Annotated in this window: 15 protein-coding genes; 8 read left to right on the forward strand and 7 right to left on the reverse strand. The window is 59.0% G+C overall.

The features are described 5' to 3' along the window. Positions 1-6: 6 nt before the first annotated feature. From FZZ92_RS05685 to FZZ92_RS05710, 6 genes are all read left to right on the forward strand, one after another. On the forward strand, positions 7-624 hold the full coding sequence (locus FZZ92_RS05685; protein WP_226397502.1) for a 7-carboxy-7-deazaguanine synthase QueE: 618 nt from the start codon (positions 7-9) through the stop codon (positions 622-624). Positions 625-807: 183 nt separating this feature from the next. After that, complete coding sequence (locus tag FZZ92_RS05690; protein WP_226397571.1) at positions 808-1,662, forward strand: NAD(P)-dependent oxidoreductase; 855 nt, start codon at positions 808-810, stop codon at positions 1,660-1,662. Further along, the gene (queC, locus tag FZZ92_RS05695; RefSeq protein ID WP_115024628.1) at positions 1,659-2,339 is read left to right on the forward strand and encodes a 7-cyano-7-deazaguanine synthase QueC; all 681 of its coding nucleotides are present in this window, start codon (positions 1,659-1,661) and stop codon (positions 2,337-2,339) included. Before FZZ92_RS05690 ends, queC begins: the two co-directional genes overlap by 4 nt. Further along, positions 2,336-3,634 (forward strand): anthranilate synthase component I family protein, encoded by a 1,299-nt coding sequence (locus tag FZZ92_RS05700; RefSeq protein ID WP_115024629.1) that lies wholly within the window; start codon positions 2,336-2,338, stop codon positions 3,632-3,634. The genes queC and FZZ92_RS05700 overlap by 4 nt, the downstream gene beginning before the upstream one ends. Then, positions 3,631-4,443 carry an aminotransferase class IV gene (locus FZZ92_RS05705; protein ID WP_226397503.1) on the forward strand — a complete coding sequence of 271 codons (813 nt, stop codon included), beginning with the start codon at positions 3,631-3,633 and terminating at the stop codon, positions 4,441-4,443. The genes FZZ92_RS05700 and FZZ92_RS05705 overlap by 4 nt, the downstream gene beginning before the upstream one ends. Before the next feature lie 27 nt (positions 4,444-4,470). Continuing rightward, positions 4,471-6,027: an APC family permease gene (locus FZZ92_RS05710; protein WP_226422763.1), complete on the forward strand. Its 1,557-nt coding sequence runs from the start codon at positions 4,471-4,473 to the stop codon at positions 6,025-6,027. Here the strand turns inward: FZZ92_RS05710 and FZZ92_RS05715 are convergent. After that, positions 6,024-6,815 (reverse strand): HAD-IIB family hydrolase, encoded by a 792-nt coding sequence (locus FZZ92_RS05715; protein WP_226397505.1) that lies wholly within the window; start codon positions 6,813-6,815, stop codon positions 6,024-6,026. The genes FZZ92_RS05710 and FZZ92_RS05715 overlap by 4 nt on opposite strands. After that, complete coding sequence (locus tag FZZ92_RS05720; RefSeq protein ID WP_226397506.1) at positions 6,812-8,551, reverse strand: alpha-amylase family glycosyl hydrolase; 1,740 nt, start codon at positions 8,549-8,551, stop codon at positions 6,812-6,814. Before FZZ92_RS05720 ends, FZZ92_RS05715 begins: the two co-directional genes overlap by 4 nt. Positions 8,552-8,620: 69 nt before the next feature. On the opposite strand from FZZ92_RS05720, the gene FZZ92_RS05725 reads away from it, so the two are divergent. Then, entirely contained in the window at positions 8,621-9,871 is a 1,251-nt protein-coding gene (locus FZZ92_RS05725; protein WP_226397507.1) for a glycosyl transferase, read from the forward strand. 19 nt (positions 9,872-9,890) lie between these two features. On the opposite strand, the gene FZZ92_RS05730 is transcribed toward FZZ92_RS05725, so the two are convergent. After that, positions 9,891-10,073 (reverse strand): hypothetical protein, encoded by a 183-nt coding sequence (locus FZZ92_RS05730; RefSeq protein WP_226397508.1) that lies wholly within the window; start codon positions 10,071-10,073, stop codon positions 9,891-9,893. Positions 10,074-10,346: 273 nt separating this feature from the next. On the opposite strand from FZZ92_RS05730, the gene FZZ92_RS05735 reads away from it, so the two are divergent. Further along, positions 10,347-10,592 carry a DUF1830 domain-containing protein gene (locus FZZ92_RS05735; protein WP_226397509.1) on the forward strand — a complete coding sequence of 82 codons (246 nt, stop codon included), beginning with the start codon at positions 10,347-10,349 and terminating at the stop codon, positions 10,590-10,592. Positions 10,593-10,623: 31 nt separating this feature from the next. Here the strand turns inward: FZZ92_RS05735 and urtE are convergent, their stop codons facing one another. From urtE to FZZ92_RS05755, 4 genes are read right to left on the reverse strand one after another with little or no spacing between them, the layout of a single operon-like run. Beyond that, entirely contained in the window at positions 10,624-11,334 is a 711-nt protein-coding gene (gene urtE / locus FZZ92_RS05740; protein ID WP_226422764.1) for an urea ABC transporter ATP-binding subunit UrtE, read from the reverse strand. Next, positions 11,331-12,086, reverse strand: a complete 756-nt coding sequence (urtD, locus tag FZZ92_RS05745; protein ID WP_226397511.1) for an urea ABC transporter ATP-binding protein UrtD — start codon at positions 12,084-12,086, stop codon at positions 11,331-11,333. The genes urtE and urtD overlap by 4 nt, the downstream gene beginning before the upstream one ends. Beyond that, complete coding sequence (gene urtC, locus FZZ92_RS05750; protein WP_115024638.1) at positions 12,083-13,210, reverse strand: urea ABC transporter permease subunit UrtC; 1,128 nt, start codon at positions 13,208-13,210, stop codon at positions 12,083-12,085. Before urtC ends, urtD begins: the two co-directional genes overlap by 4 nt. A 4-nt stretch (positions 13,211-13,214) precedes the next feature. Then, entirely contained in the window at positions 13,215-14,369 is a 1,155-nt protein-coding gene (locus FZZ92_RS05755) for a branched-chain amino acid ABC transporter permease (RefSeq protein WP_226422765.1), read from the reverse strand. Positions 14,370-14,386 lie beyond the last annotated feature (17 nt).

Consider the following 14,386-nt stretch of genomic DNA (forward strand, 5'->3'; position numbering starts at 1 on the left):
CGATCCATGGCTGATGCCTCGCCCCTCCCTGTGGTGGAGACGTTTCATTCCCTTCAAGGGGAGGGCCACCATGCCGGACGCAGCGCTTTCTTCATTCGATTAGCCGGCTGCACCGTGGGCTGTCCCTGGTGCGATACCAAGCACTCGTGGCCCACCCAGGGGCACCCTGAGCATCCAATCGATGACTTGGCTGAGGCAGCCAAAATGGCCGCCGACGAGGGGGCCAGCTTCGTTGTAATCACTGGTGGGGAACCGTTGCATCACGATCTCCATCCACTCACCCAGGCACTCGATGCGCGATGTGGCCTCCCCCTGCACTTGGAAACCAGTGGGGTGGATCCGCTGAGCGGACGCTTCGACTGGATCACGCTCTCCCCCAAGCGACACCAGCCCCCCCTGCAGGGAGTGCTGGACAGCATGCAAGAGCTCAAGGTGGTGATCCATGCGGCTGCAGATCTGCACTTCGCTGATGGAATGGCGCAAGCAGGCCAGGGGGAGGCGCTTCACTACCTTCAACCCGGCTGGAACAGCCCCGAGGGACAGCAACTCGCGATTGAGCACGTTCGGCAGAATCCAACCTGGCGCCTAAGCCTGCAAACCCACAAATGGCTGGGGGTGCGGTGAATTCATAGGCTGGTGATCGTTAGCTCCCGTCTCCACTCGGGTTGTTCGGCCTAACCGGCAGCCATGTCCACGTTCATTCGCCGCAGAAGGCGCCGCGAACACGGCAACGATGGCGCCATCAACGACGTCGACTACTTCGAGCTCGATCAAGTAGTCCAGCTTGATGTTCACCCTTTTCCAGTCATGCGCAGCGTTGCTCTGCTAGGCACCGGTCTGCTCGGCGAAGCCATCGGCCGACGCCTCCTACAACAAGGCGTTTCTCTGTTCGTCTGGAACCGCTCCCAGGAACGCTCCAACGCTTTGATCGACGCAGGCGCCCAAGCCCTGAGCAGCCCCTGTGAGGCCCCACACAGTTGCAACAGCGTGATCACTGTGCTGCGCGACGGGCCGGTCACAGCCGCAGTCTTAAAAGACATCGGACCCCTCGATGGCTCCACCTTGATCACGATGGGAACTGTGGGGATCACAGAAAGTCAGTCGCTGGCCAGACAAGCCGCTCAGCAAGGGGGGCACTATCTCGAAGCCCCGGTACTCGGCAGCAAACCACAAGCGCTCAACGGATCACTGCTGGTGATGGCCGGCGGCGAAGCCCAAGTCTTCGAAGAACAACAACCGCTTCTCTCTCATCTATCCCAAGAGCCCCTCCTCGTGGGCCCCGTTGGCAGCGGCGCTGCCACCAAGCTGGCCCTCAATCAATTGATCGCCAGCCTTACCCATAGCTTTTCCCTTTCCCTTCAACTGATCCAACGGGCCGGTGTCCCTGTGGAGACGTTCATGAATATCTTGCGAACGTCAGCGCTGTACGCCCCCACCTTCGACAAAAAGCTGCAACGGATGCTTGATCACAATTACGCCGATCCCAACTTCAGCACCGCCTTGCTGCGCAAAGACCTACGCCTGTTCCTGGAGGAAGCCACAACCGCTGGCCTCCAAGAGCATGGGCTCACCGGTTTGCTCAGCCTGCTTGAGCAAGCCAAGGGCACCGACCTGGACGAGCAGGACTACTGCGCACTGCACGAGCTCACCGTCTTGCCATGAGTCAACGCACCGCGATTGCTCTGCTCTCAGGAGGGCTGGATTCCGCCACAGCTGCAGCTCTTGCACTTGAAGCCGGCGATCGTGTCATCGGCCTTTCCTTCGACTATGGCCAGAGGCATCGCCGCGAATTGAACGCCGCCACTGCCGTCGCACAGCACCTTGGATTGGCGGAACACCACTGCATCGCTGTGAATCTGGCCAGCTGGGGGGGCTCGGCGCTCACCGATGCAACGATCAGCATTCCGACCGAAGGTGTGGAGGAGGGAATCATCCCCACCACCTATGTGCCCGGCCGCAATACGGTTTTCATTGCAGTCGGACTCAGCCTGGCCGAAGCCAGGGGCGCCGAACGGCTGGTGCTTGGCGTGAATGCTGTCGATTACTCCGGCTATCCCGACTGTCGCCCCGACTATCTCGACACGTTCCAGGAGCTGGCGGCTCTGTCAAGCAAATCAGGGCGAGAAGGTCGTGGCACAAAGCTGTGGGCCCCCTTGGTGCACTGGAGCAAAACGCGCATCGTGGAAGAGGCACTACGCCTGGGCGTGCCGATCGAAACCACATGGAGCTGCTACGGCGGAGGCAGCTCTCCCTGCGGCGTGTGCGACAGCTGCCGCATCCGTGATGCGGCACTGCGGGAGGCAGGACGGCCGGACCTCTGCAGCCAAGCGATTGAATGATCAGCCCAAAGCGGTGTGAACTGCCCTGGCAGGAGCCCCAAGCCATGGCCCGAATCCTCAGGGCCAAGCATGGAGAACAAGGCCTGGTATGGCTGGATGGCGACGGAAGTGAGCTGGGCAGATGGGCAACCCTGGCCGTCGCCCCCCAGGAGATCATCTGCTGCCGGGGCCTCCCCGGAGAACCAGGAGCGACCAATCCCTTCAACGCTCTGCGTGGACTAGCCCCAGGACATTGGTGCGGCTGGCTGAGCTACGAAGCCGCCGCTTGGGTGGAACCAGGAAACCCCTGGGCCAGCGATGGCATGGCCACGCTTTGGATCGCCCGCCACGATCCGGTGCTGCGATTTGATCTCCAACAGCGCAAGGTGTGGATCGAAGCCACCAGCACGGCTGCTCTCGAGAGCCTGGCCCAAGAATTGGTCCCTAGCGCTCAGCAACCCAGGGCCGAGACCGTATCGATTCCGCTCGCAGCATGGCGTCACCACACCACAACAGAGCAGTACGCCGCAGGCGTGCAACGCATCCGTGATCTGATCGCAGCCGGCGATCTCTTCCAGGCCAATCTCACGGCGTGTTGCAGCACAGCCTGGCCCCAGGAAAGCAGTGCCATTGAGCTGTTTCTCACCCTGCGGAACGCCTGTCCTGCCCCTTTTGCAGGACTGATCATCAGCGATCAAAACGAAGCGTTGTTGTCCTCTTCACCGGAGCGATTTCTGCAGGTGAGTGCCCAGGGAGCCGTGCAAACTCGACCGATCAAAGGCACGAGGCCGCGCCATTCCGAACCCGAACAGGATGCGAACCTCGCCGCAGAACTTGTCTGCAGCGACAAAGACCGCGCGGAGAACGTGATGATCGTCGACTTGTTGCGGAACGACCTCGGTCGTACCTGCCAGCCGGGTTCAATCCAGGTTCCCCAACTGGTGGGCCTCGAAAGTTATGCCTCAGTGCATCACCTCACTTCGGTTGTGGAGGGACAACTGAAAGCCGGGTTGAGTTGGGTCGATCTCTTGGAAACCTGTTGGCCTGGGGGGTCGATTAGTGGGGCACCCAAACTGCGGGCATGCCAACGTCTGCATGAGCTCGAGCCCACCAGTCGCGGTCCTTACTGCGGATCACTCCTCCGAATCGACTGGGATGGCAGCTTCGACAGCAACATCCTGATCCGATCTCTCCTCCGACAGGGCGACACCCTCCGAGCCCATGCTGGCTGCGGAATTGTGGCCGACTCGGATCCCCTCGGCGAAGCGGAGGAGTTGATGTGGAAACTGCAGCCGCTGCTGGAGGCACTGACATGACCTCATCCATTGCCTGGATCGATGGCCAATGGGGAACTGCAGCAAGCCTGAAGCTTCCCCTCGACGACAGGGCCCTGCTCCTGGCCGATGGCCTCTTCGAAACCGTGCTGGTCCGCAACGGCCAGCCACAACTTCTGCAGGAGCACCTGCAGCGATGGAGCGACAGTGCTGCGCGGCTGGGCATGGATGCACCTCCCGAGCGCGACACGCTGGAGCCTCTGATTGAAGACGCGATTCAACGCAGCAAGCTGAACGCAGCCGATGGAGCCCTGCGGCTCAACTGGAGCCGTGGCAGCACACCCCAGCGCGGAATCGGGCTTCCAGCCTCAGGACACCACCGCTTTTGGCTCACGCTCCAGCCCTACACGCCGACGTTTTCAGCCGTCAACACCATCACCAGTCGCCATGAGCGCCGCAATGCCTCCAGCCGGCTGAGCCATTGCAAAACATTCGCCTACGGACAAGCCATTCAGGCCCGTAGGGAAGCGCAGGAGCAAGGGGCTGACGATGCCCTGCTTTTGAACACTGCTGGGGCCATGTGCTGTGGAACGGCAGCCAACCTGTTGATCCGGCGTCGCGGACAGTGGCTCACACCAGCACTCAGCAGCGGCTGTCTTCCGGGCGTGATGAGGGGCCGCGCTCTGAGCCAGGGCGTTGCAATGGAAACCGAGCTGGAGGCCGAGTTCGAGGCAGATGATCAGGCCGTTCTGATCAACAGCCTCAGCTGTCGACCGATCGCATCCCACAACGGCAAACCCTTGGCTGCAATGACGGGTGCATTGGAGGTATGGCAATCCCTGCTCCACTGATCAGGATGAGGCAAACGGCTTGGCGCCATGGCACTGCAACGTGACCTCAGCCTCACCAACCTGATCTTGGCGGTGGTGACCGGCACCATCGGTTCCGGTTGGCTGTTCGCGCCTTACTTCACCGCCAAACTCGCGGGGGGAGGAAGCCTGCTGGCGTGGAGTGTCGGCGGATTGATGGCCTTCCTGCTGGCACTCGTTTTTGCAGAACTGGGATCGGTTGTCCCCAGTTCCGGTGCACTGGCACAGATTCCGTTGCTGAGCCACGGCCGCCTGTCTGGATTCATCGGAGGCTGGGCCGTCTGGCTGTCGTACGTCGCACTTCCAGCGGTTGAACTGCTGGCTCTGCTCGAATACCTCTCATCGAGCCTGCCTTGGCTAACCGTCCAGCACAACGGTGGCGAAGAACTCAGCCTTGCTGGCCATGCCGTGGCAGTGCTGCTGCTGATCCTGCTCTGCTGGATCAATCTCAACGGCGTCCGTAGCCTTGCGCGGTGGATCGACAACCTCACCTGGTGGAAGCTGATTGTTCCAGTGGGCGTCGCGATCACTCTGATGCTGATTAGCGGTCACTGGGGCAACCTGCGACTTCCTGTAGGTGGAACACAGGGCGCCGATGTTGTTCAGGCCGTTGGCAGTGGTGGAGTGCTGTTCAGCCTGCTGGGCTTTCGCACCGCCATGGATCTGGCCGGGGAAGCGCGCAGGCCCAGTCGCGATGTGCCCCTCGCCATGGGGCTCGGCTTGGGAATTTGTCTGGCGATTTATCTGTTGCTGCAGCTCAGCTTTCTGGTCAGCGTTCCTCCTGACCAGCTGACCAACGGCTGGCACAGCCTCAGCCTGAGCGCCCATGGAGGCCCCGTCGTTGCTCTCGCCATGGGGCTCGGTCTCAGTTGGATGGTCACCCTGCTGCTGATTGATGCTGTCGTGTCTCCGGGAGCGACAGCCCTCACATATATCGGTGTCTCAGCCCGAATCAGCTGGATGATGGGGGAATGCGGCCTCGTCCCTAAAGCTCTAGGACAGCTGAATCGCCAAGGGGTTCCCCACGTTGCACTGATCCTGAGCACGCTGGTTAGCGCCCTAATGCTGGCGGTAGGCCCTGGGTGGCAGAGCATCGTGAGCTTTCTCACCTCCACGTTGATCATCGCTCTGGCCACTGGCCCGATCAGCTTGATGGCGTTGCGGCGACAGCTCCCGAATGCTCCCCGCGGCTACCAACTCCCCATGGCGTCATGGTTGTGCCCCCTGAGCTTTGTGATGGCCACCTGGGCCATCAGCTGGTGTGGACGAAGCGCCCTTGAAGGAGCTGTGCTCTGCATCGGCATTCCAACGCTGCTGTTCGTCGTCCATCGCCGTTGGACAGGCATCGACATGGACGTTCGTTCGGCCCTCTGGTGGCCGCTGTACTTAGGACTTCTGGTGCTGAACACCGAGCTCTTTGGCGACGGAGGTCTGCTGCAACTACCGCAGGCGGGGCAACTGCTGGTGCTGGCGGGCATAGCACTTGGCGTGATGCCCTTAGCGGTCTTCTCCGCCCTGACCGAAGCATCTCCCCACGCCCAGCTGGAAGGCACCTCCACGACCTAGATCCTGAGAATCCGGCGCACAGCCTCATCCCAACCGGTGGCATGGGGGGCGCCGGCCAACTGAAATCGTCCAGCAGCGATGCCGGAACACAACTCCGGGTGGGGGCCATCAGGCCCTGGAACAACAACAGCGACATCGGCCACCTCGAGCAGCGGCAGATCGTTAGGAGAATCTCCCAAAGCCAAGACCTTCACCTGCTGAGCACCCAAATGTCGCTTCAGGGTTGCCAAGGCCTTGCCTTTGCTGATGTCAGGGCCCAACAGATGCCCCATGCGATTGCCCTGCACCACCGTGAGATGCATCCGCTGCGCTAAGGCTTCAAGTCGGCGCCGCCCCTCCGCCGAGGGCGGAACGAACGGCACACTGCAGCAACGCCGCTGGGCCTGGCGCAACGACTCGCCGCCGAGCCCCAATAACTGCTGACCTTCTTCCTCGCTGAGTTCATCCAACGGACGTAGCGGCTCCCCCAACTCACGCTGGAGATGCTGCAACTGGGGTTTCAGCTCCATCCAACCAGGGCCCAGCGGCAACTCCCAGGCATCCCCCTCAGGGGTTTCACCGTGCACGGCTCCACCGTTTTCAACGATGTATGGATCATGAAGCCCCGCTTCTGCGCGAAAGCCACGCACCTCCTCCGCCGTTTTACTGGTGCACGGAATCACAGGGATCCTGCGCTGTTGCAGCTGGCGGATCAGATCCTTTGCAGGAGACCAGTCGTAGGTGTGATCCAGCAACGTGCCGTCGAGATCGGTCACCACCCACCACGTCAACTCGACCTTCGCGGTCATGGCTGAACCAACCAATGCACCGCATAAGGCTCTAGCGAATGCAATTGATGTGGTGCGAACACATGACCGCTCAGGCAATCGGCCCATGGCTGATTCACATCGCCCCCCAAGCGACCGAGGCGCAAGCTCAGCCGCGATGCCGTCATGTTGTGAACAGCCACCAACGTTTCCCCCCCATAGGAACGCTGCAGGATGACGCGATCAAGGCGGTCAGCGCTCAGCACCTGCATGGGGGCATCAGGATGCAAAGCCAGATGAACAGCCCTTTCGGCAAGCGCCCGCTTCAGGACCGGAAGCAGCGCCGTTGCATCGGCATCAGGATCCGCCAGGCGTCGCTCTAAGGCCTGGGCCGTGAATTGGGGCCGATTGAGATCCCGTCGATGACCCGTCCGACGAAAGCGAGTTAGATCATTGGGAGCCGCTAAAAGCGCCGGCAGATAGAACGCGGGAACCCCTGGCAAGGCCAGGATCATGAGTTGGGTGAGCAGAAACCGCTCCCGTTGGAGATAGGTGGGATCAATCCCCCCATCCGCCATGGCACTCCACCAACTGATGTTGATCTCGTAGGGAACTTCTTCTCCAGAACTGAGCATCCTGTGGCTGACCAACCCACCCCGTTGCTCACAGCCGATCAACAATTGAAGCAAACGTTTCTGGGACATCAGTCCCTCTAGCGGCCTTAAGCCGATGCCGTCATGACAGGCGGTGAAGTTGAGCAACCCCGTCTGCTGCGGAAGGTCGGGCCATCGACTTAACCAGGCATTCAGGAGATCGGCGCGGCCACTGACGCTGGCCTCCAGCAGCAAGGGCGGCAGTGGAAAGTTGTAGGCCAGATGCGCTTCATCACCACTTCTCAGGTACGAGAGGTTTTCCTGCTCCGGCACGTTGGTCTCGGTGACCACAACGCCATCCAGTCCCACCTGATCGAGGAGCAGGCGAAGCACCTGGACCAGTTGATGCGCCTCAGGCAGATGAATGCATGAGGTATTGGGCTGCTTCCAGACAAAACCCACTGCATCCAAACGGATCCAACGCACCCCATGCCGGGCCATGCGCTGCATCAGACGGGCAAAGCCCAGCAGCACCTCCGCACTGCGCCAGTTGAGATCCACCTGATCCGGGCCAAAGGTGGTCCAGACCTGACGCGCACCTTTTGGCCCCCTCAACTGCGTGAACAGATTTGAGCTGCGGGGACGAACGACATCCGACCAACAGGGATCGGGCGCAGCCTCCAGCACACAAGAGCGACCGGGATCTTCATCCCGCATGAACTGCTGCACCCAAGGATGAGACGCCGAAACATGGTTGAGAACGAGATCGGCCATAAGCCGTCTCCCCTGGGCCAGGGCAGCAAGGTCGCTCCAATCACCGAAACGCTTCTCAAGAGACGTGTGACTGGCCACCGCAAAACCTCCATCACTGGTGGATTGCAAGAACGGCAACACATGAATCACTGCAGCAAAGGGGTGCAGATGGCGATTCACAAAGGACTTCAAAGCTTGAAGACCAGGCACACCGTCATCACCAATCGTGTCGGCATAGGTGATCAAGACCACAGCGCGGCCATCCCAACGCTCAACACGTCGCACCGCATCTGTCTCGGTATCGCCATCTGCAGACGATTCGCTCAAGATCTGCAGCAATTGCGACGACAACTCCTTGCCATCCCCGGAAGAATCATTCGGGTACAAATTGCCAAGCAGGTTCCGCAGCGTCTCTTCGCGCGGGGGCTGCATTGCCTTCCTCCTCAACACCGTTCAGGTATGGGGCAGGACTCTGACCTCTGTTGTTGCATCGAACACCACATGGATTTTCAGCAGGGCCTGATCAGCACCGTTCACGACTACAGCTTGGGCAATCTTGATGCAGTTGCCTTTAACCAGGAGTTGAGTCAGCGACCAACCACGCTGCTGATCCCCTGCCTGATGGAGGAATTCAGCCGCCCGGCCCTCGGCCTGATCCGAGAAACGCTCTCTGGACTCAAGGGCCTCAACGAGCTGGTGGTGGCGCTGGCGGCCAACAGCCCCGAAGACGTCAAAGCAGCAGAAAAGTTTTTTGAAGGGATGCCGTTCCCGGTACGGGTGCACTGGACCAACGGCCCCGCGGTTCGGGAACTGCTCGAATCCGTCGGCGAGCTGGGGCTCGATGTGACCGGGCCACCAGGCAAAGGATGGGCCGTCTGGCAGGGGCTGGGGGTGGCTTGCCAAAACGCTGAGGTCGTTGGCCTGTTCGATGCCGACATCAGAACCTTTGGATCGGCGTATCCGGAGCGCATGCTTCGCCCGCTGCTGGATCGATCCCACGGCATTGCCTACGTCAAAGCCTTTTACAGCCGCCTGTCCCTTGAGACCCAGGCGCTTCAAGGCCGCGCCACACGACTGTTTGTTGGCCCGTTGCTCGCGAGCCTGGAACAGATTTTCGGGCCTCTCCCTTACCTGGCCTATCTGCAGTCATTCCGTTATCCCCTCGCTGGTGAATTCGCCTTTACGAGCGATTTGGCCATGAATCTGCGCATCCCATCGGACTGGGGGCTGGAGGTTGGCCTGCTTTCGGAGGTGTACCGCCATGTGGCCTCCAGCCGAATTGCCCAAGTTGATCTCGGGCTGTTCGACCACAAGCACAAGGAGTTGGGCCATCAACCGACGGAAGGCCTGCAACGCATGGCTGGCGAAATCTTCGGCACCGTATTGCGTGGACTAATGGAACACGAAGGCTGCGTGATGTCGATGGACCAACTGCCAACGTTGGAGGTGCTCTATCGGCGGGTTGGAGAAGATCGGGTCCGTCAGTTCGGCCTCGACTCAGCAATCAACCGACTGCCCTACGACCGTCATGGCGAAGAACTCGCTGTTCAGAACTTTGCAAGCCTCTTGCGGCCTGGCCTCGCAAAACTGATGCAGGCACCTATTGCGCATCAACTGCCCAGCTGGTCACGACTTCGCAGTTGCAATTCAGCTCTGCAAGCTGATCTAGCTGAAGCTGGACAAGCTGATCGAAGATCTCTGAAACGGCCTAACCACCACCCACAACGCTTTGCCTCTGAGCTGGCTGCCTAAAGCCAGGCAGTTACAACATTCAGCCCAACTGCTCACGCTGCCGAGTCACCCAGGCCGTTGCAGCACGTTGCGAGTGCCAGGCCTGAAGCAATTGCTTAGCTAGTACCTGCAGTTGCTGTGGATCAAGCGTTGACTCTATGGCTCGATTCATCCGCTCAAGATCGAACTGCTGAGCAACACTCAAGCTGACTTGCTCCTGCATTTTTCAATCCCTCATATCGACGAAACAATCATGCGCAGGAGCAAGCAAAAGAATTGTTTCATTTGAAACGGAAGGCCATCTTTGCGTCGATCCAAACGTTGAACAAAAATCTGCAATCAAAAGCCTTGGGCAGAACTGTAATAGTGATTACAAAAATGACTCGATCTGTATCAACGCATATGTACCAAATCTAAAGCTGTGCTGATTCGGTGACCAATCAAACACTTCGGTTGCATCAAAAACACCAGATTGGCATGATTCAATATCGTCAAAATGATTGAGTGCGTTTATCAAAACGACACCAGCCGAATGGTGATCGTGAAATGCATTGGCAAGGACCACTTCTATCGAGAGAAGGTGGTGATGCCAACAGAGGTGTTCTGGTTCGAAGCACCTCAAGATGCGCGCTTGGAAATTTGGAAAATGTCGATGACTGGGCAGATGCTGCATGTGCGTGCCGATGTCAGTGACTACGCCAGAGATGAAGAGCCTGCCAGGGAATCCCTCTGGGCCAGCTGAACTGACCCGGATGAATTCGAGGAAAAGTGATCTAAACGCTTAGGAACTGGTCGACAACCGCTTGGCTGAGTTCACTTGTTGAACCACTGGCGACAATTCCGCCGCGTTGCATGGCGTAGTAGCGATCGGCCTGACGCACGAAATGGAGATGTTGCTCCACCAACAACACACCAATCCCGGTATCAGCAATAATCCGCCGAACAGCAGCTTCAATATCTTGAACAATATTGGGCTGAATGCCTTCAGTAGGCTCATCCAATAGCAGAAGTTTTGGCTTTCCTAGCAACGCTCGGGCAATAGCCAATTGTTGTTGCTGACCACCGCTTAGATCCCCACCCTTGCGCGGCAGAAACTCCTGCAGAATCGGAAACAGCTCATAGACAAATGGATCAATGTGTCGATGGCGCACCAAGCCACCCGGCAAAGCCTCCATCCCTAGAAGCAAGTTCTCTTCGACCGTGAGGTGCGGAATGATCTCGCGACCTTGAGGCACATAACCAATCCCCGCCCGTGCTCGCTGATGGGGAGCCTGACGATCCAGTTCAGCGCCGTCGAAGGCCATCGTTCCGGAGCGAGGGCGCAACAAGCCGATCAGCGATTTCAGCAACGTGGTTTTTCCCACGCCATTGCGGCCGATCAAACACACCATCTCACCCGACTTCACGCTGAGATCAACATCCCGAAGAATGTGACTTTCACCGTAAAAGGTGTTGAGGCCTTGGATCTCCAACAAATTCGTCATGGATTCTCCTCCTCAGTGGTGCCGAGATAAACCTCAATCACCCGGGGATCTGCTTGCACCTGATCCATCGTGCCCTCACAGAGAACATGACCCTGGTGCAGCACCGTCACCGGACTTTCAAGCCGTCGAATGAATTCCATGTCGTGCTCAATCACCAAGACGGTGTGATCCCCTGCCAATGACTTAAGTAGATCCGCCGTGAGGTCGGTCTCCTCATCCGTGAGCCCAGCCACCGGCTCATCCACCAGCAAGAGGTCGGGATCCTGCCCCACCAACATGGCGATCTCAAGCCACTGCTTCTGACCATGAGACAACGACCCAGCAGCCCAATCGGCACGGTTTTGCAGGTTGACGATGCTCATCAACTGATGAACACGGTCTCGCTGATCCCCATTAAGGCTGCCCACCAGCAATGACCAGGGCTGCTTCGGCTGGCTCACTGCCAGGGCCAAGTTCTCCTGGACGCTGAGCTTCTCGAAAACGCGGGGGCTCTGAAATTTGCGGCCGATGCCCAGGCGAGCAATGCGATGCTCCGCTCGCCCCACAAGGGAACGACCTTGAAACATCACATCGCCTTCCGTGGGAGCCGTTTTGCCCGTGATCACATCCAGGAACGTGGTTTTTCCGGCCCCGTTGGGGCCAATCACGGCCCGCAGCTCACCAGGCTGCAGGCTGAGGTTGAGATCTCGCAGCGCCAAAAACCCATCGAAACTGACGGTGATTTGGCGCAATTCCAATAAAGCCGTACTCATGACTGAACCTCCTCCTGACCTTCAAGATCGAGACGTGGATAGGTCTCACTCCGACGGGAGATGCCGAATCGGTTGAGCCAATTGCGAGGACCATCTCCTCGGAACCAACCAATGACGCCTTCAGGCAAGGCCGTCACCACGAGGATGAACAGCCCCCCTTGGATGAAAAGCCAACTTTGTGGGAGAGCTTCGCTCACCAAACTCTTGGCGTAGTTGATGGCCACAGCGCCAAGGATGGCTCCCACGAGCGTGCCTCGACCACCGACCGCAACCCAGATCACCATCTCAATCGAGAAGGGAACAGTCATGTATTGCGGCGAAACGATGCCCGACTGAACGGTGTACAGCGCGCCTCCGATTCCAGCCAACCCACCAGCGATGGCAAAGACGATCGTCTTGAACAGGGTTGGGTTGTAACCCGCAAAGCGCAGCCGGGGTTCGTCATCGCGAATGGCAATCAACACATCACCGAACCGACCCCGCACCACCCAACGCAAGAACAACCACGCCAGGATCACAACAATTGCAGTCAGCCAGAAAAAACTGCGCTGCATCTCTGCCGAACCCACAACCTGACCGAACAACTCCGTGACATCGGTCTTGAGACCATTGGTGCCGTTGATCAGCTTTTGCTGCCCATTGAAAAAATTGAAAAACACCAGGAGAGCGGCCTGGGTGAGGATCGAAAAGTAGACCCCTTTGATGCGGTTACGAAAGACGAGATTGCCCAGCACCGCTGCCAAAACAGCCGGAACCAACCAAATCCCCACCAAGGTGACGAGGGGTGAGTGGAACGGTTGCCAGAACGCGGGCAAACGATCAACCCCGTAGAGACTGAAAAATTCAGGGATGCCATTGGGCAGGTCCGCTGAACTGTTCAGCTGCAAGTACATGGCTGCCACGTAACCGCCAAGCGCGAAAAAGATGCCCTGGCCCAGGCTGAGCAGACCGGTAAAGCCCCAGATCAAGTCAATACCCAGAGCAACGATCGCCAGGGAGAGGAAGCGACCCAACAAATTCAGCCGAAACACCGGCAGAACAGCAGGCGCAGCAACGATGGCCGCAACGATCACCACCCAAAGGATGATCAAGGGCCACCGGCGTTGTTGAAATGCTTGGAACATCAGATCAAGCCTCCACCATGCGGCCTTTTTGCGGGAAGAGACCCGCAGGACGGAACTGCAAAAACACCACGATCAGTGCAAACACCATCACTTGAGCCATGCTCGTTGTGGCGAAGAAATTGACGGCACCGGCCAGGGGAGCCGGCATGTCGGGCCAAATCGTGAGCAAACGTCCAGCACCGATCAGATCGGTCAGGACGCCAATGGCGAACGAGGCCAGCACGGTTCCCAGCAAATTGCCGACACCGCCCAGCACCACCACCATGAAGCAGCCCACGATGTAAGACCCGCCCACGTTGGGGCCCACCGAACCAAGCAGGGAAACAGCAACCCCAGCCACACCGGCTAAACCCGAGCCAATGCCAAACGTGAGCACATCAACGGTCTCCGTCGGGATGCCAAGGCAGTCACTCATCGCGCGGTTCTGAGTGACCGCACGAATGCGCATGCCCCACACACTTTTGTTGAGGAACCAAGTCACCCCAACCACCGCAACGATCGTCAGCACGATGATCACGAGACGGGGCACTGGGAAGGTGATGTCCATGTATTCGATCCCACCGCGCATCCATTTGGGCGCCGTCACATCCACGTTGCGGGAGGTAGCTCGGGCGATGCGGCTGATTTGTGAGGCCAAACCACCAGCCAACAACACACCTGCCAGGGCTGAAACAGCCCAGCTCCCAGCCCGCACCAAGCGGGCTCGCGGCCCCGCCAAGAGAGACGACGGAAGCAGCAGAGGCAGAGCAAAGCCCAGCACCAGCGCCAGAATCAGGCCGGCAGCGTGAGCCAGAGGGACACTCCGCACAAACTGCTGAAGAATCAGACTGACACCCCAGGTCGCCAAGAGTGTTTCCAACGGATTGCCGTAAAGACGGCGAATCACGGTGCGCTCTAACAAAATGCCGACAACACCGCTGACGATGAACGCCAGGGGAATGGCAACGAGAACGTAGGCGTTGTAAACGGGCTGCAGGGCAGGAAGCTTGAAGATCAGCTGCACCACGAAGGTGGTGTAGGCCCCGAGCATGATCAGCTCGCCATGGGCGAGGTTGATGACACCCATCAAGCCAAAGACAATGGCCAGTCCGAGAGCAGCGATCAGCAGCACCGAGCCGATGGCCACACCGTTGAACAGGCTTTCAAGAAGCAGTTGCACAGAAGTCTGAAACGAAG

Origin of the sequence: Synechococcus sp. MU1611, from assembly GCF_020514255.1 — a bacterium.
Lineage (GTDB): Bacteria > Cyanobacteriota > Cyanobacteriia > PCC-6307 > Cyanobiaceae > Parasynechococcus.